The sequence below is a fragment of the Xanthocytophaga agilis genome (assembly GCF_030068605.1).
Lineage (GTDB): Bacteria > Bacteroidota > Bacteroidia > Cytophagales > 172606-1 > Xanthocytophaga > Xanthocytophaga agilis.
Genome location: NZ_JASJOU010000001.1, coordinates 1,271,119 through 1,293,081, shown reverse-complemented (window position 1 = coordinate 1,293,081; position 21,963 = coordinate 1,271,119). Strand labels below are relative to the sequence as shown.

At 38.8% G+C, this 21,963-nt stretch carries 19 protein-coding genes; 9 read left to right on the top strand and 10 right to left on the bottom strand.

From position 1 onward, the window contains the following. Window positions 1–8: 8 nt before the first annotated feature. The gene (locus QNI22_RS05390) at window positions 9–656 is read right to left on the bottom strand and encodes a response regulator transcription factor (RefSeq protein ID WP_314509600.1); all 648 of its coding nucleotides are present in this window, start codon (window positions 654–656) and stop codon (window positions 9–11) included. Beyond that, complete coding sequence (locus QNI22_RS05385) at window positions 643–2,652, bottom strand: tetratricopeptide repeat-containing sensor histidine kinase (RefSeq protein ID WP_314509599.1); 2,010 nt, start codon at window positions 2,650–2,652, stop codon at window positions 643–645. Before QNI22_RS05385 ends, QNI22_RS05390 begins: the two co-directional genes overlap by 14 nt. A 306-nt stretch (window positions 2,653–2,958) precedes the next feature. On the opposite strand from QNI22_RS05385, the gene QNI22_RS05380 reads away from it, so the two are divergent. Both QNI22_RS05380 and QNI22_RS05375 read left to right on the top strand, forming a co-directional pair. Beyond that, complete coding sequence (locus QNI22_RS05380) at window positions 2,959–3,438, top strand: hypothetical protein (RefSeq protein WP_314509598.1); 480 nt, start codon at window positions 2,959–2,961, stop codon at window positions 3,436–3,438. 18 nt (window positions 3,439–3,456) lie between these two features. Further along, the gene (locus QNI22_RS05375) at window positions 3,457–4,074 is read left to right on the top strand and encodes a hypothetical protein (RefSeq protein WP_314509597.1); all 618 of its coding nucleotides are present in this window, start codon (window positions 3,457–3,459) and stop codon (window positions 4,072–4,074) included. Window positions 4,075–4,463: 389 nt separating this feature from the next. On the opposite strand, the gene QNI22_RS05370 is transcribed toward QNI22_RS05375, so the two are convergent. Beyond that, window positions 4,464–4,967 carry an OsmC family protein gene (locus QNI22_RS05370; protein ID WP_314000630.1) on the bottom strand — a complete coding sequence of 168 codons (504 nt, stop codon included), beginning with the start codon at window positions 4,965–4,967 and terminating at the stop codon, window positions 4,464–4,466. Window positions 4,968–5,216: 249 nt separating this feature from the next. Between QNI22_RS05370 and QNI22_RS05365 the strand changes: the two genes are divergently transcribed. Beyond that, the gene (locus QNI22_RS05365; protein WP_314509596.1) at window positions 5,217–5,906 is read left to right on the top strand and encodes an acyloxyacyl hydrolase; all 690 of its coding nucleotides are present in this window, start codon (window positions 5,217–5,219) and stop codon (window positions 5,904–5,906) included. Between the two features lie 84 nt (window positions 5,907–5,990). Here QNI22_RS05365 and QNI22_RS05360 read toward each other — a convergent pair whose 3' ends face one another. Both QNI22_RS05360 and QNI22_RS05355 read right to left on the bottom strand, forming a co-directional pair. Continuing rightward, window positions 5,991–7,154, bottom strand: coding sequence for a hypothetical protein (locus QNI22_RS05360; protein ID WP_314509595.1), 1,164 nt, complete (start codon window positions 7,152–7,154; stop codon window positions 5,991–5,993). A 53-nt stretch (window positions 7,155–7,207) separates the two neighbouring features. After that, entirely contained in the window at window positions 7,208–8,194 is a 987-nt protein-coding gene (locus QNI22_RS05355) for a DUF2157 domain-containing protein (protein WP_314509594.1), read from the bottom strand. Window positions 8,195–8,433: 239 nt separating this feature from the next. On the opposite strand from QNI22_RS05355, the gene QNI22_RS05350 reads away from it, so the two are divergent. Further along, window positions 8,434–9,195: a hypothetical protein gene (locus QNI22_RS05350; protein ID WP_314509593.1), complete on the top strand. Its 762-nt coding sequence runs from the start codon at window positions 8,434–8,436 to the stop codon at window positions 9,193–9,195. 110 nt (window positions 9,196–9,305) lie between these two features. Beyond that, window positions 9,306–9,878 (top strand): hypothetical protein, encoded by a 573-nt coding sequence (locus QNI22_RS05345; protein ID WP_314509592.1) that lies wholly within the window; start codon window positions 9,306–9,308, stop codon window positions 9,876–9,878. 582 nt (window positions 9,879–10,460) lie between these two features. On the opposite strand, the gene QNI22_RS05340 is transcribed toward QNI22_RS05345, so the two are convergent. Continuing rightward, window positions 10,461–11,078, bottom strand: coding sequence for a hypothetical protein (locus QNI22_RS05340; RefSeq protein WP_314509591.1), 618 nt, complete (start codon window positions 11,076–11,078; stop codon window positions 10,461–10,463). 296 nt (window positions 11,079–11,374) lie between these two features. Between QNI22_RS05340 and QNI22_RS05335 the strand changes: the two genes are divergently transcribed. Then, complete coding sequence (locus QNI22_RS05335; RefSeq protein WP_314509590.1) at window positions 11,375–13,087, top strand: DEAD/DEAH box helicase; 1,713 nt, start codon at window positions 11,375–11,377, stop codon at window positions 13,085–13,087. An 85-nt stretch (window positions 13,088–13,172) separates the two neighbouring features. Here the strand turns inward: QNI22_RS05335 and QNI22_RS05330 are convergent, their stop codons facing one another. Continuing rightward, window positions 13,173–14,333 carry a TlpA disulfide reductase family protein gene (locus QNI22_RS05330; protein WP_314509589.1) on the bottom strand — a complete coding sequence of 387 codons (1,161 nt, stop codon included), beginning with the start codon at window positions 14,331–14,333 and terminating at the stop codon, window positions 13,173–13,175. Window positions 14,334–14,407: 74 nt separating this feature from the next. Further along, window positions 14,408–15,850 (bottom strand): Asp-tRNA(Asn)/Glu-tRNA(Gln) amidotransferase subunit GatB, encoded by a 1,443-nt coding sequence (gene gatB, locus QNI22_RS05325; protein ID WP_314509588.1) that lies wholly within the window; start codon window positions 15,848–15,850, stop codon window positions 14,408–14,410. Window positions 15,851–16,198: 348 nt separating this feature from the next. On the opposite strand from gatB, the gene QNI22_RS05320 reads away from it, so the two are divergent. Together QNI22_RS05320 and QNI22_RS05315 are read left to right on the top strand one after the other, a co-directional pair. Continuing rightward, entirely contained in the window at window positions 16,199–16,501 is a 303-nt protein-coding gene (locus QNI22_RS05320; protein ID WP_314509587.1) for an ArsR/SmtB family transcription factor, read from the top strand. Between the two features lie 136 nt (window positions 16,502–16,637). Continuing rightward, window positions 16,638–17,738, top strand: a complete 1,101-nt coding sequence (locus QNI22_RS05315; protein WP_314509586.1) for an NADH:flavin oxidoreductase — start codon at window positions 16,638–16,640, stop codon at window positions 17,736–17,738. Window positions 17,739–18,009: 271 nt separating this feature from the next. On the opposite strand, the gene QNI22_RS05310 is transcribed toward QNI22_RS05315, so the two are convergent. Continuing rightward, window positions 18,010–18,444 (bottom strand): STAS/SEC14 domain-containing protein, encoded by a 435-nt coding sequence (locus tag QNI22_RS05310; protein ID WP_314509585.1) that lies wholly within the window; start codon window positions 18,442–18,444, stop codon window positions 18,010–18,012. 80 nt (window positions 18,445–18,524) lie between these two features. Further along, window positions 18,525–18,956, bottom strand: coding sequence for a hypothetical protein (locus QNI22_RS05305; RefSeq protein ID WP_314509583.1), 432 nt, complete (start codon window positions 18,954–18,956; stop codon window positions 18,525–18,527). A gap of 491 nt (window positions 18,957–19,447) precedes the next feature. Here QNI22_RS05305 and QNI22_RS05300 point away from each other — a divergent pair, with 491 nt between their 5' ends. Further along, window positions 19,448–21,946 carry a TonB-dependent receptor gene (locus tag QNI22_RS05300; RefSeq protein ID WP_314509582.1) on the top strand — a complete coding sequence of 833 codons (2,499 nt, stop codon included), beginning with the start codon at window positions 19,448–19,450 and terminating at the stop codon, window positions 21,944–21,946. Window positions 21,947–21,963: the final 17 nt, after the last annotated feature.

Below are 21,963 nucleotides of genomic sequence, written 5' to 3'. Positions count from 1 at the left end.
GACAGCTCTTAAATTAAATGTAATTGTATAGCAGCCTTGATTAACAAAGCGGTATTCTTGGCCTCAAATTTCTGCATCAGATTTCTTCGGTGGGTCTCTATTGTAAAGAGACTCAACTGAAGTTCGTCTGCCATCTCAGGGCTTGTTTTTCCATCTGAAATCATTTGAAGAATCTGTTTTTCACGTTTGGTAAGAGGTGGGATACTTTTGAGTTGACTGGCAGACGGCTTGGCAATGATCTTCTGGATTTCTTCGCTAAAGGTAATTTGTCCATTCAAAGCTTCTGTGATGCAGGTTATAAGTTCAGAGGCAGAGGCATTTTTTACTACAAAGCCACTGGCACCATGCGCAAGCATCTGCATCACCAGACTTCTGTCATTGTGGTTGCTGAAGCCCAATACATAGGTCTCTGTCGATATATTTTTGATTTCCCGACAAAGTTCAACACCACTGATATCCGGTAAGGTAATATCCAGTAAAACCAGATCAATTTTTTTGTCGGTATTTTTCAGATAAGTGATGAAATCCCCTCCCAGGTGATACTCCTGAATTTCCTGTATGGGCAGATCCCGAATCAGTATTTTTTGTAGCCCTTCAATGACTATAGGATGATCATCTATGATTGCAATGGTAAGTGTTGAATTAGTATGCAACATCAAATTCAATATTTATGGTAGTGCCTTCTGACAGTGTAGAAGATATGTCTAATTTACCTTTTAGGTATTCTACTCTGTTTTGAATATTGGTAAGGCCAATTCCGGATTTCTGTCCCTTGGCGACAGGGTCAAATCCTTGTCCGTTATCTTCCAGTGTAATGAAAAATATGGATTCATTCTGGCTACATTGTACAATGATTTCAGATGCGTTGGCATGCTTAATTGCATTGGTGAGTAGTTCCTGTACAATACGATAAATATTAACCTGAGTTTCTTTGGGCAATTTCGTGTCAATGTCGAAGGCTTCAAAAGAGATCTGCGTTTTATCTGTACTCATTGAGTCACACATATCCCGAAGAGCAGATTCCAAACCTAGCTGCAATAATGATTCAGGCATCATATTTCGGGCTATCCGACGTAATTCATTGGTAGACACATCCAGTTGATTTAATATCTTGTCTAGTTCTGATCCTGAATGACTATCATTACTCGCAATGCGGGATAAATTTATCTTTATACCTGCCAGCATGCCTCCCAGGCCATCATGCAGATCAGTAGCTAGTCGTTTCCGTTCTTTTTCCTCACCCTGCATAAGAGCTTGTGTTAGCTGGATTTGTTGTGTTTGCTTTGTTTCTTTTAATTGTTGCTGGTAGTTTAGTTCTTTCTGTTGGGATAGTTTACGGCTGTTGCGGTATAGAACTAAAGCAAATAAGGCTGTACTAAGTAGTACCAGACTAGACGCACCCAGCAATCCTGTTAAAAGACGTTGATTCTTTGATTCGAGAGCCGATTTTTCTTTGGCAGCCTGAAGTACAGCTATTTTCTTCTCATTCTCGGCGTTTTTGTATTTAGTCTCCAGTTCGACGATGTCTTTTTGAAATTTGGTCTCGTAGAGGCTGTCGCTGAGGGTAATGTATTGTTTTGCCCACTGATAGGCCTGTCGGGTGTCATTCAGTTGGGCATAGGTAGTATACATTTCCTTGTAATACAGTTTTTTGTCCTGAATAAGCAATGCAGGGTTTTCTATTAGTTCATTCAATACAAGAACCGCTTTTTTATATTCCTTCTGATTGGACAAAGCTTTGTATTTTGCATGGAAAAGCCGGTTGAGTGCATGTACTGCTGACAGATTCTTTGCCAGAGTAATACCTTTATCAAAACTATCGATTGCTTGCTGGTGTTGATTGAGGCGATCAAAATAGATACCTTCTGCATAATAATAGATTAGATAGAGATTGGACGTAGGATAGTTTTTTAAAATTGACTGAGCTTTGTTAAGTACTTCTTTGGCTGCTTTGTATTGTTTGAGGTATACATAGTTTTCACCTGCGGTGATATATGTTTCGACCAGTTCTACTTGTCGCAAAGGATTATCCGATGGAGCTTTTTCTTCTGACTGGACGGATTGGAGCAAATAAGAGGCTGCCTTTTCGCGTTGGTCAAGATTCATAAATATAATACCAACACCTTTGTAGGCTTTCCCCAGGACTATCCCATCGCCTGATTGCTGACTATAAGGGACAGCTTTGTTGACAAAGGCATCCATAGCCCCTTTTTCATCTCCTTTAATCTGTTGTATAATACCATAGCTATGCCATAGTACTCCTCTCAGTTTATACGCTTCTGCATTCTTAAATGGTTGCAATAGAGAGTCTGCCTTCCGTATATTTTTTTCAAGAGTGAAGATATCCGTAGTGGCAAACTGGGAAATGGTCTGATAATAAGAAGAGGCTGCTTTTAGAAACGGATACTTCTGACCCAAACGAGCTCCCTGCTGATAGGCATCATTAGCTTTCTGAAGATCGTTGATTCGTCTGTAAAACAGCGAAAGTCTAAAGTATGCGGCTGCCCGCATACTATCTGATTGGGCTTGCTGGGTTTGTTGTTCCAACTGAGAGATATAGGCTTTTTCATCACCCAATGAATAAACTATCTGAGAAAAGACCTGAAAGGATATAACACTATATATAACAAGAAGGAAAAGCTTTTTAAACATAATCAAAACAAGTGGTTGACGTCTATTGCTTACTCATAGTCATTGAGTAAGCTGCATACTTAAACACATAAAAGTAGCTAACCGATTCGGAAAATGTAGTTGAACTTTAGAAAAAATACCAGGAAACCAGTAGAAAAAAAACGCATTTTCATGGTATTGACACCCTGTAGAACCCTCTCTAATTTTGCACATATCAATGTGTCGTGAAATATCACGATTGCAAACTCCTCAAATTATGTGTTGCAAAATGAGCACACAAACTATACAGAATACTCTTTTTTCAATCCATTAGTACAAACCATTTATATGAAAACGAGCACCTTTAGATTATTTCTTTTTGTTTTAGCTATCTCATTCTCTGCCTGCAAAAAGAATAGTAATGATCCTGCTCCCGGCAATTCAAGCTTAGGTACTTTTGTAGGAAACATACAGGTCGTAGATGATCCCCAAACTCAGCTAGGATATATTTATAATGCCGAAGTATCTGTATCGACCAACGGATCTGATGCTACTGTGAAAATTACAGGAGATCCGGGATTTGAACGTGAATATACCGGAAAGGTGACATCCCATCAGGATGGCCTGTATGACATAACATTAAGCAAACAGACTAAACCTACAGAGAAAGTTGCAGGCGAACGGGTAGTTATCATAAACAACAAACTGACTATTTCGCTGGATGTTGCCAATGATAATGTGACTGTTAGAAAAAATACGACTACCAATGAAACACTACAGATCACAGGTAAAATAAGCATGATCGGTACGGATATGCTGATTAAGTAAACCTTATCTGTTTCTGCTATGAAGTTTTTCTGTGTGTTTATTTGGGGATGCATCCTGATTATGGGGTGCAACCCGGTAGATAGAGCCAACCGGATTGCCAATAAAAATAAAGTCAATGTTATTTATCCTTCTGGTCCCTTTGATAGTTTACAGGCCAAATCCGCTTTAGCCATTGGGAAGTCTACTATTCAGGGAGTGGCCTTTACCAAGCCTAAAACTAATCTTGGTTATAAGGCTCCCTTGGCAAAAAGAATATATGGGGCTAATATTCGGGTAGTCTTATATCCGGTAACTCCTTATTTTGAGGAGTGGTATAACTTACGCAACAAGAAAGAAGGAAAGAAAACCCGTGTATACCTTTCGGATGCTGCTGCCAGATATGGTTTGGCTACCAATACAGATGAATACGGACGGTTTACGTTTAAGCAGATGAAACCTGGGAAATATTTTATTCAGGCTATTCTGGACTGGCATCATACAACCAGTGCCAATGTATATCAGGGATCGGGATATGATGGGTATGGACGGACGGATTATTATACAAGACAATACTATAATGTAGAGCATTCTGACCGACTTGAAAAGTTTATCACTATAGAAAGTGAAGGTGAAACTGTAAAGGTTTCATTGAAATAGGCCAGAGCAGTGTTTTAAACGACTTTCTCTTCTATTTTTCCATTGGTGAGAAGTAGAGGAGAAAGTCGTTTTTTGTTGTGGTATTTTATTAGAAATCTTATTTACTTTTTGGTTTAGGATATACCTGATGTGTATTGGCCCATTCCTGCCATACTTTATCCAATTATTGGACTGTTTTCTGTCAAATGCTCGCCATCTTCAGGTTGATTTTCAGCCTCAGGTATTTTGCTGATTTATGCCTGATGATTATAATATCCTGTTAACAGAGAGGCATGGTAGGACAACAATGGGAAGTATTGTAAAACTGTGTAAAGCATACTCTATTATTGGCCAGGTAGCAATAGTGGGTGTTTTAGCATCTATAACAGCTTACAGTGGAGGAGCTCAGATCATCTTACAAAGGAAGTTGCGACAGGTACGCCTTTAACCAGCGTCTGATATACAACGCAGTATCTTTCTGTTAATTTCTCAAGACTTTGCAGCTGCTCTGTAGATAGTTCAGCATCTAGGTCAAAAGAAAGACGAATAGCCTTAAATCCTACAGATGCCTCTTTGGACACGCCCAGTGTACCACGAAAATCCAGATCTCCTTCTGCTTTAATTGCGCCTCCTTTTATCTCGACACCAATGGCTGTTGCTACTGCCCGAAGAGTTACTCCTGCACAGGCAACCAATGCCTCTAGCAACATATCTCCCGAACAGGCCAGCAAACCAGTTCCACCTGTGGCCGGATGAAGACCAGCTTCAACTAGGGCTTTACCTGTCTCTACTTTACATGAAATACCTTCACCAATTACACCTTGGGCTTTGAGCGTGATCATCGCCACATCGGGTTGTTCTCTGTATTTTTCTTTTAAAGGAGCCTGCAGATTTTTAAGCTCTTCAGAAGTCATATCGTCAAATGGTTGATGTTTGTGGTGTGTTAACTATATTTCTTGTAACAAGGTAATATTTTTTTGCAAAAACAGACCTTTGTCGGGAATAAGCATATAATTGAAATCGTATTCGGTTTAGCTGCAATAGTAATGGAATTAGGTATTCCTGATATATTGCCCGTTTGGGAAAGTCTTTTGCCTGTTTCAGGTATTTGCTTGATGTATAGGTATAGGTATTTTCATAAGTTGGCAGGAAAATTTACGACTATGAAAAGACTATATATTTATCTACTGATGGTATTTATTTTCTGTTTGAACTCTGCTAAAGCACAATATTGGGAGGGAGACAAGTGGTATACTAACCCGTTGGGATTTGAACCTGTTAAACTCCATACTTCTATGGGGTTTATACTGCCCTCTGTAGCTGTTGGTATATGTCTGTTAGTAACAAAAAAAGACACTACACAGACACATCGAATATCTGTCTACAATGAGACTGGATTTTCCTGGGGATATAAGTATCCTTATACCTTTATGCCACAGAATAATACCGGAATAGTTTTCATGCTCCGTAAATGGCTGGCAATAGGAGTAGAGTTTGATATTTATTTACCCAGAGATAAGGTTAACACAACAACAGGTTTAGCCATCCGACCTTTTGCACGATTCTATCCAGTTTCAAAAGAGAAATGGAAAATGTATTTTGAATCCGGGGGTGGATTTATTTATCTGTTTGATCAGTTTCCACAACCAACGGATCAGGATAATCGATTAGGAACCAACTGGAACGGAACAACCAAGTATGGTATTGGAACTGAGATTTATTACACACATTCTATTGCGATTTTATTAGGAATCCGTCATTTGCATATTTCAAATGGAAATACAAAGGGGATAGAGAGAAATCCTTCACATGATAGCAATGGTTTTTTTATTGGGCTTTCGCATAGATTTTAATATAGAAAAACAAAACCATACAAATTTAGCTTAATTTGTATGGTTTATACATGTGTTTGACACTATAGGGAAGTAGGACAAATCTTAAAAATCACCTCCTGCACCACCACCACCAACCTGACCGCCACCAAAAGAAAAGTCTTTTTCTGGGGTTTGTGAATGACCCAATGTTTGGGCAACAACCAGCGCCTCCGCTTCCAGAAAAACAGGTTTATTTGTATCTTCCGGTTCATAGGTAAAACCCGGAATCCCTTTTTTCAGATATTGAATGGCTACATAGGCAAGTACAAATAGAAACCCACCTGCCAGACTAGCTGCATAAGGAAGAGGCATTACATGAAAATAAGTGCGGAAAGTGAATACGGCAAAGGCAACACAACCTAATCCTATCCAAAGCATACCACGATCTTTATTTTTCAAACCCAGATACATATAGCCAAGTGGCACTGATAGGGTGAAAGTCCAGAAGAACCAGCCCATTGGAACAACTGGCAATCCAAAAAGCTCTTCAGCACTTTCTTGGATAAACAGAAAGTTACCACTTAGATAGAATGTGATCAGACTCAATATTTCTATTATTTGAAAGTTACCCAACCAATATCTCAGAGAATACAACTTCTGATATTTTTTTACCAGAAAGTAAGCTGCAAGTGAAAATCCTATACCTGTAAATGGTAAAAGATACAATGCCATTCCAGGTATTTTATTGACAATAAGCAGTACAATGGTTAGCAGACAACCATAGACTAACACTGTAAGAATCCGATCTATGTAACGGACTGCTCCTATTACAAGAAAAGGCAGGCCTATACAGAGATAAGGGATAGGATCATCCATCTCTGGAGCTAGTAAACACATTCCTGCAATCATTTCTCCTACAGTTGTGTACAATAATATATCGTCAATCCCACTTGCATAATGATGACGGCTTTTAATAAATGATTCGAGAATAAAAAAGCACCCTACACTCTGCAGAAGGTACAAAAATCCCATTACACCAAACATTCCATCACCTCCAGATGCCAAACCTACGACTGCCCAGAAAAAAGACTGAGCTGCTCCCAACAAAATGGCAGCAAAGAACCCCAGGCCTATACGGATAAATGCATTGGGCGTATAGAATCCTGCCGGATAGTGTTGCTGAATGAGCAGGGACTGTTCTTGACTAATTAGATTCCTTTTAAACCAATTTTTGGTTTGTTCCTGTATCTGGTTATTATTCAGCCATTGAGAGTTATAAGCAAGCATATTTTTTTGTAGCAAAGTCCGGTTGAAATAAAAAGATGGGTAAGCCTCTGGTTTTATTGCTCTGTGTTATTTATGCGTAAAATCGTTTTATACTTAAGCAGAAAAATTATAACAGCTGCACATGATGTCATAAAATATAGTGTATAGAAATATACAAGTGCTTCACCCATTGTATAGTCCCAATCAATCTGAAAGACCAGATACGTAAGGGCAATATAACTATAGATCAGGGCTACTACCATAAAATAGAGAGATGCACGGTTACGGGCATACCAGATAAAAAAGGCAGTTGTCAGAATCAGTAGAGGTAGAAATACCACCCAGATCTCCAGAATCATCAAGCCACTCAAACTGGCAATAAAGAGTATATGGATACCAAAATTCAGATAAGTGAAAGCAAAATGTTTTTTTCGGCCCCGGTATTCGCTGGCAAAAGCAAGAGTACATAGTATAATGCCAAGAAGTACACCTGTCCACACAATTTTAGAGTCACCAAAATCATTATTGTTTAGAATATCGGCAGGTGTTACAGCAATACCCAGCCATGATGCCAATGCTGTAATTGCGAGTGAGAGTGCACCTCTATGATCAAAGAAATACGCTATTCCAAAAAAGAATGTCATTGGAATAAAGGCGGCTAGACCATAACGTGTACCAAAAATCTCATACTGGTACTGTAAATAACCTTCCAGTATCACGAACATCAAACAACCCAGCAACAGTACATAGTCATAATAAGGAGAAGCACTTTCTGTCTGCTGCCATGAAAACGGGGCCCTGTTGCGATATGTATAAGCAAAGCAGGCTATACAAATAGTAGCTATTCCTCCAATGATAACTCCATGACCAATACTGTCTATATTGTCATAGATTAACCAACCCAGCCCAAGGTTCATTAAAATAACACCCAGGTACAATACAGTTTTCAGTTCCCAGTGTAGGGAAAATGGCTTGCTGGTTTCATAGGATTCTATCTGTTTACTTTGTGTTTCAGAAATTAATCCCTTGGTACTAAGTTCATTCAGAATGTGTTTGTGCATGAAAGCGAAAGTACAGTGTCTGTAGCAGGAATGCAATAAGGTGTTGAGTATTACTCACCTATGTAATATAATCTATACTTGTATGAGATTATTGGTGAAAAGTACCCTTTAGAGAAAATTGGATAAATATCATTGTTTCGTATAAAAAAAGGTATGATAATTGCTTTTAGTCAATCACAAATTTCCCAGGTTGTAAGAATCTGTAATTATACTGCAATTTATGTTAACTATTTACTCTAATGAACTCACTGAAACCACTTCTATTCGCCACTCTAGTATTGTGGTCATGCGTGGGATATGGTCAAATTGACAAAATTAAAAAATCTTCTCGTTCACACCCTTCCAGTGGCAGGGGGGCTTCTGGCGACAATACTCGTAGTGGGAACAATAGTGCGTTTGCGCTCTGGGCATTCTGGCAAGCTGGGAAAGGAATGATACTCTGGCAGATGTATCAGCTAAATCAAAAAGATACGATTCCTTCTATCATCTCGTTGGAAGTAATGCCTCAGGTAGGTATCCAGCCACCTGATAACTACTGGCTTCTACCACGTATTAGAGGTAACTGGGGCTTATTCTCTATGGACTTTCGTTATAACTTCCTGATGGAAGATGATGCACTGGAAGGAAAGATCAAGTCATTAGGTACATTTGACTGGCAGATTGTTCAGCTAAATTTCGTAAATACCCATCCTGTTACAGTTAGAGCAGGTTTTGGAACCATGATAGAAAATTTTGGTGATCACAATGCCTATTTTGAATGGACGCTGGGTGGTGATTTGCGATTGAAAGAAGGTAAGCTAGGTGGCGGCCTGGAGTATCGTGCTACGGAATCTCATTTTGGTATCATGCCTCGTCGGGAAATCAACGCCCGAGTGGAATATCAACTATTTCAATGGCATCGATTGAAAGGATATGGCACCCTTGGCGGAATATTTCAACGCTATTACAGTGATATAAATGTTTGGGGGATGCAGACAGGCTTTATCTTTCGGCTGCAATAAGTTAGATTACTTGGCAGGTACTCTCTGCAGAAAAATCATCTGGCAATTTTCTCTTTTGCTACAAAGCTTTGTAAAAAAATGCAGACCTTTGCAGCAAAAGAACAACGTGTATGTCAGAAAAGTTAACTACGAATGCTTTACAGTTTCTGCTTACAGAAACAATTTATGTTATTCCTGAGGACATGAGTACTTCGGTAGTAGAAGAGCCTAAATCTGAACTCTTGCAGCTTCAGACTCCAAAATATGAGACACAGAGTAAAACCATTGAAATTCCTAAGATTCCAGTAATTACTTCGCCTCCTTTGCCTAAGAATCGGAACCAGGTTGTGATTATCTACAATAATATACAAGGTAATTTTCTGATTCCTGAGGACAAAGACCTATTGGGCAAAATTCTATCATCTGTTAAACTTCGTCTGGAAGATGTAGATCTGGTAAATGCCAACACTCAACGTGATACCTTAATTGAAATCTTGAAAGACAAGGTGGTCAATCAAATCATTAGCTTTGGGATAGAGTTTCGGGAGTTGGATATTCAGATTCCACTGGAAGCATACAAGACTGCTTCTGTGGAAGGTGTAGACATTTTGTTGGTAGACAGCTTATTTGAACTACAACTGAATACTGATAAAAAGAAATTGCTCTGGAAGTGTTTGCAGACTATGTTTTTACAGAAGAAATAAAAGATTTTGAGAAAGATGTGAATGACTATATATGAGTCATCCAGAATTTGGAATGTGAGTTTTACCAGCGTCTATTCTTTTAAAAAGAGTATAGGCGCTGGTTTATTTTTAAGCAATCTCTTTAGTTGAGTTGGCTTATAGTCCCTTTCATTGTTCTCCCACAAGCCTCTTAATTTTTTGCTTGTCCAAAAAACAGGGCACCAAATGAGAGTTTGGTGAGCCAGATTTGTGCGTTAGCAAAAAAGGACCTTTTCTCCGATCCTTCAACCCGCAAGGCCAAAGGCCAACCTCGCGGAGAAAAGATTGCCAGCGCACCTACACTTCCACTCGCGATTGAAGTGAATATAACTCTCTTTGTAACCCCTTTGCTTCTCTTTTTCTAAAGGATGCGGTATTGTTTTTCTCAAAATCCTGGATGACTCATGTTTTTTGTCCCTATTTGTTTTATAAATGAATGAGGTTAAGCTAATAAGTATAGGATAAAGAAAAAGTATTTACCCTCAATTTTAATAATAACCCTACTTTAATAGTTGTTTTCAATAGTAACGTGTTGATTATTCTGTACTATGTAAATGTTTGCTTTTACTTCTTATTAGCGATAACTATAATCACGAATCCTACAAATCCAGCAATAAGATATTGAATGGCTGGAACTGTAGTTAAAGAATGATACCATTTTTCTTTTTCCTCTGGAACCTGTTGTTTGTTATCTGTATATATTCCAAATACTCCACCACATAATGGGGGCAAAGTATCTGGTGGGATATAGTATACACATAAGTCATTTTTATACGGTGCGTAGTCACTGATATTTTCAATTTTACAAATATCTAATGCCCTTACAAAAGTCCAGTACTTAGCTGTATCTGAAAAATGAAAGAAAACCCCGTTAATACTATCTTTAGACTGAACAATTTCTCGAATTCGTATTTGAGAATAATCAAGCTTAACTTTATCTATCTCATAATCTCCAGTAAGGGTAATATGTGTGTAGTTTCGTTTTATTTTGAATGGATTAAAAATAAAGCCTGGATATTTTACATATAGTTCTGGGTTCCACCAGAAAATATTCATTACTCGCTGATTTTGTTTCTCCTTTTCATGAAAATATATCTTCCCTAATAAGAATGGTAATACAAGCAGACTTATCAACCCGGGAACGTAATAGATTCTTTTATGGTTAGCATGTAAGAGATGCATGTGAGTTGGATTTTACATATAGATGCGGATGGAATAAAATTTCCATATTCGTGAATTCAAATATTTCACTATCTTTGCAAAAAAGTTCTTAGAATCCATCAGATAGCGGGAAATATTGGATTTTTCTCCGAAATGTTTGGCTGTCAGATGGGTTTCATGTTTTCTGAACCATGATTCAGGTGATTTTTGGATGGCCACGATTTTGACTTTTAATCCCATGCTTTCCTTTAATCAAGCATCTAGCGGTAAAAATCACATATCATGGCATTCTTAATCCAATTAATCAAAAGTTTAAAATGCAAAAAATTAAATTCTCAGAATTACCCCTCTCCGAAGAAATTCAGCGTGCTGTTACTGACATGGGCTTTGAAGAAGCGTCGCCCATTCAATCCGAAGCTATTCCTGTTGCTTTAGAAGGCCGTGATGTTATTGGTCTGGCACAAACAGGAACGGGAAAAACAGCTGCATTTGGAATTCCTGCACTGGAGCAGATCGATGGCAGCAAAAGAAATACACAGGCATTGATTCTTTGTCCAACCCGTGAATTGGCTGTGCAGGTGACTGAAGAGTTAAAACGTCTTTCCAAGTATCTGAATATTCGTTGTGTGACTGTATATGGTGGGGATCCTATTGACCGTCAGATTCGTGCTTTACGTGAAGGTGCTCAGGTAGTAGTAGGTACTCCTGGTCGTGTAATTGATCACTTAGAGCGTAAAACGTTGAAGCTGGATAATGTAAAGATTGCCATTCTGGATGAAGCAGATGAAATGCTGGACATGGGATTCCGGGACGATATTGAAGGTATTCTGGAGCAACTACCAGAAGAACGCCAGACATTACTGTTCTCAGCTACTATGTCTAAAGAGATCATGCAACTGACCAAACGTTTTCAGCATGATCCAGCTATTGTAAAAGTGGTGCGTAATGAGTTAACTGCCGAAAATATTGAGCAGTTGTTCTTTGAAATCAAAGCTAAGGCTAAAATCGAAGTAATGTGTCGCCTCATTGATCTGTATCAGTTACAACAGATTGTTGTTTTCTGTAACATGAAAAGTAAGGTTGATGAAGTAGTAGAAGAACTGATTCGTAGAGATTATGGTGCAGAAGGATTACATGGAGATATGCGCCAGCAGGCCCGTAATCAGGTAATGACCAAGTTTCGTGCAGGAAATGCTACTATTCTGGTTGCAACTGATGTGGCTGCCCGCGGTATTGATGTGTCAGGTGTAGATGCCGTATTTAACTACGATATTCCATTAGACCCAGAATATTATGTACACCGTATTGGCCGTACAGGTCGTGCCGGGAAGTCTGGTAAAGCCTTCACTTTTGTAGTAGGAAAAGAGTTTTATCGTTTACGCGAAATAGAAACCTATACTAAAAAACGTATTGAACGTGGTGTAGTACCTTCTTTCGCAGATGTAGTAGGAGTGAAGAAGGCTAAATTTATAGATCGCATCAAGCAAGTAGTAGATGAAGGGGAACTGGATATATTTGCAGATATGATTGAACCGTTACATCATGCGGGGATGTCAACTGAAGATATTATCAAGGCTTTGATCAAGATCAACATGGGAGCACAGAATAGTACTTATGATGATGCTGATCTGCTGGATTCTTATGAAAAGCCACGCTTCAAAGACCGTAACAACGGACGGGATGATCGCAGAGGCGGTTTTGATCGTGACAGAGATCGTCGTGGTGGCGACAGACGTTCTGATCGTAGCAATGGAGAGCAACGTGATCGTCGTGGTAGTGGCAATAAAGATATGGTTCGTTTATTTGTCAATGTAGGAAAGATGGACAGAGTTCGTCCAAATGATATTGTAGGAGCTTTAACTGGTGAGACCGGAGTGGCTTATGATAATATTGGACAGATAGACATCTACGAAAAATATTCCTTTGTAGAAGTGAAAAAACAAGACGTTCCTAAAGTAATCAAGGGAATGGAAAATAATACAATCAAAGGTCGTCCTGTTCGGATGGAAGTTGCAGGGGGAAAGTCCTAAGCTTTGAATCTCTGATATAATATATAAGAAGCCCCGACTAGCAATAGCCGGGGCTTCTTATGTTATAAGACCTATTATTTTTATTTTATTTAGCTTCTCCCAGAATCTCACCCAGTTTAGCTTCCAGAGATTCGCCTCTGAGATTTTTTGCAATAATCTTGCCGTTAGGATCAATAAGATAGGTGGCAGGAATAGAACGAACTCCATAGGCTTTGGCTCCTTCAGATGACCAGAACTTCAAATCGGATACATGCTTCCATGTTAATTGGTCTTTTTCAATAGCTCCCAGCCAGTCTTTCTTTTCCCTATCCAGTGAAACACCAAAGATTTCGAAGTTTTTATCTTTATACTTGTTGTAAATACGTACTACATTCGGATTTTCCATACGGCAAGGTCCACACCAGCTTGCCCAGAAATCAATCAAAACATATTTGCCACGAAGAGATGATAACTTCAGTACATTGCCATCCGTATCATTTAATGCAATTTCCGGAGCATTCTGACCAACCTGAAGGGCTTTGCTGAATTCTTCCAGTTGAGCTGCGTAACCATCTATTTCTTTGGCATACTTAGAAGTTGCCATTGATTTTTTGATATTGGTAACAATAGGAAGCAGATATTTATATTCTTCTTCCGGATTTAAAACGCCTGTATTTAATGCATACCATTGAGATAAGCCTGGTTGCATCTGAGATACAATAGATTTAAACTGTTTCAGGTTCTCTTCGCGCATGTGATTAAGCTTCTTTTCTACATTCCGGCGTCCGCTTTCGCTTTTACTAAGTGCTGCCTCCTGCATTTCTTTCTGGAGAGCTCCTACCTTTTGTTGTGCCTCATTCATCCAGGTTGTAACTTTTTGTAAGTCATCCATTGCAGGAGTACCACTCATAGAAACTGCTCCTGTAGGTTTGTTACCATCCACATTAACAGTCAAATTCTTGTTTTCAAGAACAATCAACACCTTTTGTGTATTGTAAAAATTCAACACGTAGAAATCTGGTTCTTTGACTGTACCCTTGAATGTGAACATATTATTTTTATCCAGACCTGCTGAATCGACTGGAACCAACTTGTTGTCCTGAATTTTCCATAATTGTACCTTGGCTTTGCTTAATGGAAAGCTAACTTTTCCTGTAATGACATAGCCGTCTCCCTGAGGCTCATTGGCAGATACTTCATTGGCTGCATGGCCTGCACAGGCAATTACAAGCATCCAGAAGAGTGATAGAAGAGCAATTTTTTTCATGATTTTATATACTATAAACATTGACTATCGGTATATGATTAAACAGGGTTAGAGCGGACTAGAGAACATATCTACTAATTTTCAGATAATGTCTTAATTAGTAGTTGATTGGCTAGTTTAGGATCGGCTTTTCCTCCAGATTTTTTCATCACTTCACCCATAAACATTCCTACCAGATTTTTTTTTCCGTCAAATTTATACTCTTTTACTTTTTGTGGGTTTGCTGCCAGTACTTCGTTGATGATAGTTTGTAAGGCATTGTCGTCATTCTGTTTCAGCAGGTTATTTTCTTCTGCAATCTGTTGTGCAGTTTTGCCAGGCTGTTGAATCAGCAACGGAAATACCTGATGTGCAGCTATGGTGTGGCTAATTTTATCTTTATCAATTAACTCAATCAAACCTGACAAAGTTTCCGGACTTATCGGAAATTGAGTTATATCCAGATGATTTTCATTTAGATACGATTTGATTTGTCCCATCACCCAGTTTGAGGCTGCTTTGTAGTTGGTTGTATGACTACATACTTTGTCAAAATATAAAGCTACTTCTTTGGTGTCTGTTAACACTGTGGCATCATACTCAGGTAATTTATAGGTAGTAACGAATTTCTCATGCAATTCGTGTGGAAGTGCAGGCATTTGTGCCTTAATGTCTGCCAGCCATTCCTCTGAAACAACGAAAGGTGCCAGATCCGGATCAGGGAAATAACGATAGTCGTTCATAGTTTCTTTAGTACGCATAGAATATGTTCTGCCATCTGTAACATCAAATAGGCGGGTTTCCTGAATAATTTTCTCTCCATTCGCTACAGCACGCTTCTGACGTTCGATTTCCACATCAATTGCCCGTTGCACGTTCCGGATGGAGTTCATGTTCTTGACCTCTACCTTTGTTCCCAATACTGTACTTCCTTTGGGCATTATCGAAATATTGGCATCACAGCGTAGGGAGCCTTCTTCCATATTCCCATCACAGATCTCCAAATAACGTACCAGTTTACGCACTTCCGTCAGATAAGCAGCAGCTTCTTCAGATGTTTTCATTACTGGATCAGTTACAATCTCAATCAAAGCTGTACCTGCACGATTATAATCTAAGAGAGTATCTGTTTCTTCTTCAGAGTGTATCGACTTCCCTGCATCTTCTTCCAGATGTATATGGTGTAGTTGGATAAACTGTTCACCATTTTTGGTTTTGATAGTTACACCTCCGCCTACACAGATAGGGGTCTTGTCCTGTGAAATCTGATAGCCTTTCGGAAGATCAGGATAAAAATAATTTTTGCGGGCAAATACATTGTATCGTGTAATTTCAGAACCACATGCTAATCCCATCTTAATCGCAAATTCTACTGCTTTCTTGTTGAGTTTAGGCAATGTTCCAGGATAACCTAAGGTAATGACACTGATATGAGTATTAGGGGCATCGCCAAATACAACGGCATCAGCTGCAAAGATCTTGGTGTTGGTTAGCAGTTGACAGTGTACTTCCAATCCGATGACAACTTCGTATTCCATTCAAATTGAATTGTTGAGAACTATATGCAAAAAATAACTAATCCTGCTTCTCTTATGTGACACAAAGGTAGAGAAAAAAGCACGGAAAGGTAGGCATTTTTATGGAACTTAGCTGAAAATGAAAGACAATTGTTCGAATTTGATCTTTATAAAAAACATTCTTTATGAAGAATGTATAGAACGTATATCAGATACGTTGCTTTTAACAGATCTGTATATATAAACAAAGGTTGAGTAATGTGTTATTTTATCTGTCTGGTGATGAGATGCTTTTATTCCTATTTAATAGTTTAATCAATTTTTTTCGGAATATATTGTTATATCGGAAAAAGTCGATATGTTTGTGCTATGGATTCGGTAGAAGTATTTAAAGCATTATCCAATAAAACCCGATTGCAAATTTTATCGTGGCTTAAAGATCCGGAAACCCATTTTCCTGCGCAGGAACAAATGTCTTTAGATTGCCATGGAGTATGTGTAGGGCAGATACAGATAAAATGTGGATTGAGTCAGTCTACAGTATCTGAATATCTGTCTTTGTTACAAAGAACCGGATTGGTAACAGCTACACGGGTAGGCCAGTGGACCTATTATAAACGCAATGAAGAGGGGATAAAGTTATTGGAGAAATTCATTCAGAACGAAATCTAACTGAATGACCACTTGTATTTTATTTAAATATAAATATCGGATTTTACCGAATTGCCGATTAGTGTTTTCCCAAGGGCCAAATCAGTTCCATCCACTATGATGGTATTGGTTTGTATGTAAACTCATAAGTTTAACCATGAAAAAAGATATATTGTTTCAGCCATTTACGTTGAAATCATTGCATTTGAGAAACCGTATTGTCATGGCTCCCATGACACGTTCTTTTTCACCTAATGGTATTCCTACAGAAGAGGTAGCAACTTATTACAGCAAACGTGCAGCAGCTCAGGTAGGATTGATTTTATCAGAAGGTACAGTAATTAATCGTCCTTCGTCTTCCAATGATCCAAACATCCCTCATTTTTATGGAGAGGAATCTTTAAAAGGATGGCAAAAAGTGATACAAGGTGTGCATCAGGCAGGTGGTCAGATGGGGCCACAGATATGGCATATGGGGGTGATGTATAATCATCATTCTGGATGGGTACCACCAGTACCGTTTGAAGGTCCGTCTGGATTAAACAAGCCTGACTTTACCAATGGTGTGACCATGACTGAAAAGGACATCTATGATACTATTGCTGCTTTTGGTCAGGCTGCAGCAGATGCTAAACGTTTAGGTTTTGACTGCGTGGAATTGCATGGCGCACACGGGTATCTGATTGATCAGTTTTTCTGGGAAGGAACCAATCTTCGTACAGATGAATTTGGTGGAAAAACAGTAGTAGAACGTAGCAAATTTGCAATTGAAGTAATAAAAGAAGTTCGTCGGCGTGTAGGCGAGGATTTTACTATTATTCTTCGTTTATCTCAATGGAAGCCTCAGGATTATACCTTTAAATTGACAAAAACTCCACAGGAAATGGAAGCTTGGTTGACACCTCTTGCTGATGCCGGAGTGGATATTTTCCATTGTTCGCAACGGCGTTTCTGGGATTCTGAATTTGATGGATCAGATTTAAACTTTGCGGGTTGGGCTAAAAAGCTAACTGGTAAAGCTACAATTACAGTAGGCTCAATTGGATTGAGTGGAGAATTTCTGGCTGCTTTCAAAGGAGAAAGCTCACAGCCTCAGTCTATAGAACAGTTATTGGAACGTATGGATAGAGGAGAATTTGATCTGGCTGCAGTAGGACGTTCATTACTGGCAGATCCAAATTGGGTAGAAAAGATTCGAGATGAACGTACTGCTGAACTGAAAGGCTTTACAAAAGAAGCACTGGGCGCATTACTATAAACTACTATATTTTTTTGATAATCCTCTGGATGTATGGCCATCATATATCCAGGGGTTTTTTATGATAGAAGAAGGAGTTGCTACAAATTATACAATTATACACACCTGTATTTAGCCATAGTTTGAATTATTTGGTTGACTGTGAGTGTTTTAATCAAATGTGATTAGACTTATAACATAAACAGAATACCTATAGGGTATCCTGTTGCAGGGGATTGATCTATATACTTGTGTAGGAAATGGCATTAATTCTATTTCTGAATATCCAAAATCAGGCAATCCATTTGCGGGCATCTTCAACACTGCCGAATAAGCGTACTTCATATTTTCCTTGCTGTTTTACATAATCTTTGGCTGACAGATTAGCAAAGATATTTTTAGGTAAAACAATAGCATGTCGTTTGAGATGTTTGATCACAACCGGAATTATTTCCTGCTCTATCCATTGATTGGAGCCATCATATGAGCCTTCCATTCTGGATTGATCGCTTAACAACTTGGTGATTTTATTTTGGGTGATCAGGTCAGCTGTTTTCTGAATTACTTTCTGGAAATTATCTTGTGTGCCAAACTTTCCATCCCAACTGTCACATAGACACTGTTCTCTTTCATCATACCGGATTGTACAATAGACAGAGCCACTGGCTCTCTGAAAATGTATAGGTTCCATAATCAGGGATAAGGTAAGGGTAAAAGATAAGTACATAAGTACAAAGGAGTAAGCAACTTGTTCCTGCAACTCCTGTTGTATGATATAGGTGGTTAAGGATAAAATTGGAGAATATGTCAGGCTGCTTTGTGTATGTTCAGACCTGAGATCCAGTGAATAGCATCTGTACGGTTTTGAAAAAACTCTGTGATAACAGTTTTGCCTGCTTCTTCCTGTTTCTTTTCTGCGTGGTTTTGTATATTTTTGGCTGCCACTTTATTGAATACATCTTTGCCTACTACAGTGGCTACATAGCGCAGGTTCATTTTGGTTGTGTAGATCTCTATCTGTGACTGTATCCATCGTTGCAACTCCAGTGAGAGAACTCCCATCTGGCTTGTATCTATCAGATAAGCTGTTGACTGTTTTTGGACTAATAGCTCTAATCCTGCCAGTGCACCTTTCTTAAATAGATCTGCCTTAACAAACTTCATATCCCATACAGCCGTAACCAGATTCAAGCTTTCGTTATAGGAAAGAGTTAGATAATCTTCTTTAAAATATTCCATAGCTTTTTACATATACTTTCATTCATAGATAACCTATTTAGGCGATAGGTAAGTGCTTGGAAACTGATAAAAGATTATTTATTATGTAATATTTCTGAGAAAATATATAATCATGTAGGCTGGTTATATTTTGATAGCTGACAGTATAAACCTGTTATTGGAATAAAAAATACGATGTGGAGATTATAAACAAGTGTAATCGCTATGAAAAGTCCTATTCAGTTTTGTGCAGGATCCGCAGCTGTAGAGTTACTGTTAGTAGTTTTTTCTTCTCGTATTGGATATAAAGATGAAAGTTTATCCTGGAAAATATATACAACATCTTGATATTGAAGAATTGCTATTAGTTAGATATACCAATAGTAGAATCTCAAACGTAGACAGGCACATTTTCAGAATTGAAAGAAATATTTTGCAATAGTGTTGCATTTTGGTTTGGATGTGTATATTTGCAACTATGTTGTACTTAGCACCACTAAACCGCCTCTTTAATGCTTAAAAAGTTACCATTTTTACTTCTTCTTGTCCTTGTTTCACAGATCGTAAATGCTCAACATGTGCTTACCGGAAAAGTTACAGACCCATCCGGAATACCACTTCCACATGCAAATATTAAGTTGAGTTCTGGTACTGCCTCAAAAGGAACACATAGTGATGCAAATGGATATTTTGAGTTTACTAACCTGCAAAATCAAGTTTATTCCTTGATTGTTAGTTCGGTAGGGTATCAAACTAGTGAGCAAATTGCGACTATTCAGCAGGCAGATTTGGTAGTAAGTATTACATTGATACCACAAACAACAGAATTGCAGGGTGTTGAAATTGTCGGACGTTCCCAAAGGAATTATACCAGTGACTATAGTTTTTCAGCTACAAAGATTGCCATTAGAAATAAGGATCTCCCGCAGTCTGTATCTACAGTAACCAAGGAGTTGATCACCGACCGACAGGCATTCCAACTGGCAGATGCTGTGAAAATAGCCAGTGGAGTAATTCCTTCCAGCTTTTATAACCAATATGCAATCCGGGGGATCAGTCAGAACGAGGAAGGGCAGATTATTAATGGCCTGCGTACCCGGCAGTATTATTTTTTGCAGCCTCTTACTAGCAATATTGAACGAGTAGAAGTGTTAAAGGGGCCCGCATCAGTGACTTTCTCTAGTGTTGATCCGGGAGGAAGTATTAATATGGTTACCAAAAAGCCTCTTGCTGAAGATCGTAAAGAGATAACTTTGGGTGCTGGTAGCTTTAGCACTATCCGTGGAGCACTTGACTTTACCGGGCCATTAAATGAATCTAAAACGTTGTTATATCGTCTTAACGGAGCCTACCAGGAAGCCCGTTCCTATCGTGATCTGATATCCAATAAATCTATTCTTATTTCTCCTTCATTCAGCTACATTCCCAACACAAAAACAGCCATTAACGCAGAGATAATTTTTAGTAATTTGAATGGCAATCTGGATAGAGGACAACCCATTTTTGGTGCTATAGCAGGAAAGACCAATCTGAATAGCACTCCTATTAGTTTAAATCTGGCCGCTCCTACAGACTTTTTCAAATCCAAAGAGTTGATTCTGATGGGGAGTTTTGCACATAAATTCACAGAGAAACTAAGTGTGAATGTTTCCTATATGAAGCAGACCTGGGCAGAAGATTTGCAAGAGCATCGTACCACCAATGCTTTTGCGTCAGATACAGCAGGTAACGCTGTTACAAGTCTGGTAAGCATGCAGTTTGTGCAGCGAAAGCAATTCTGGAGCACAGATAACCTCAATGCCTACTTTACCTATGATTTTCAGCTTGGAAAAACTTCGCACAAACTGGTAGCCGGATACGATATGCAGTACTGGTACAAGCTGAAAGGGGGAGGACAAAATGCTGCCCGTGGATTTTTACTGAAAGATGGCTCAGTGACAGGAAGTTTTATTAAAACGAATGCTGGCAATTACCAGACAATTACAGTTGGTGATAAGATATTGCCACGTCCCAATGTAAATTATTTTGACCTGAATAATCCAACTTATACTATTCGCAATCTGAATGAATACCTACTTAATGCCAGGACGGCTATCCCTTCTGCATTAACTAAAACGCAGGCAGTTTATATACAGGAACAAATCCGGATAGGTAAGTTCTCTGCATTATTGAGTTTGCGAAATGAATGGTTTGAAGATATTACAAACTACAATGCTCCTAAAGAGGCATCTTTTTCCAACGCTGCTCTGATTCCCCGAATAGGTGTAACATTTGAAGTGAGCCAGAGTGTAAATGTGTATGGAACCTATCTGCAAGGGTACCAGCCTCAATCCAATACGGTTACGTTGATGCCAAGTACAGGTGGTTATACGTGGACAGATCAATCTGCTGCTCAGTTTAAACCATTGATCAGTGATTTAAAAGAAATCGGGATGAAAGCTACCTTAGTAAAAGGCAGAATTACCATTAATTCCGCAATCTATGAGATCAATCAGAAGAATATTCTCATGAATGCCAATGATCCGAACAACCCTGATTTACTTGTGCAGAGGGGTGCCGACCGAAGTCGTGGGTTTGAAGTGGATATCGCAGGGTATATTCGTTCTAACTGGCAGATCAATGCATCCTACAGCTTTATTGATGCAACAATTGTGATGGATCGGAATGAGGAATTGATCGGAAAGCGTAAAGAGAATACACCCAGGCACAGTGGCAATATATGGACTCGCTATAATTTTGGTGAATCATCTGTTTTGAAAGATCTCGGCATAGGATTAGGTATGCAGGCACAAGGAAGTCGCATTCCCTGGTTCTCAAGAGATTTCGAAGTACCTGCTTTTTCTGTATTTGATGCTGCAGTTTATTATACACCTGGAAAAAGCAATATGCAAGTAGCTCTTAATTGCAATAATGTACTGGACAAAACCTACTGGATTGGAGCTCAGAATTATACTCGTCTATTTCCGGGTGCACCCAGAAACTTTATTCTGACAGCAACCTATAGATTTTAGAAGTCTGAATTATGGAA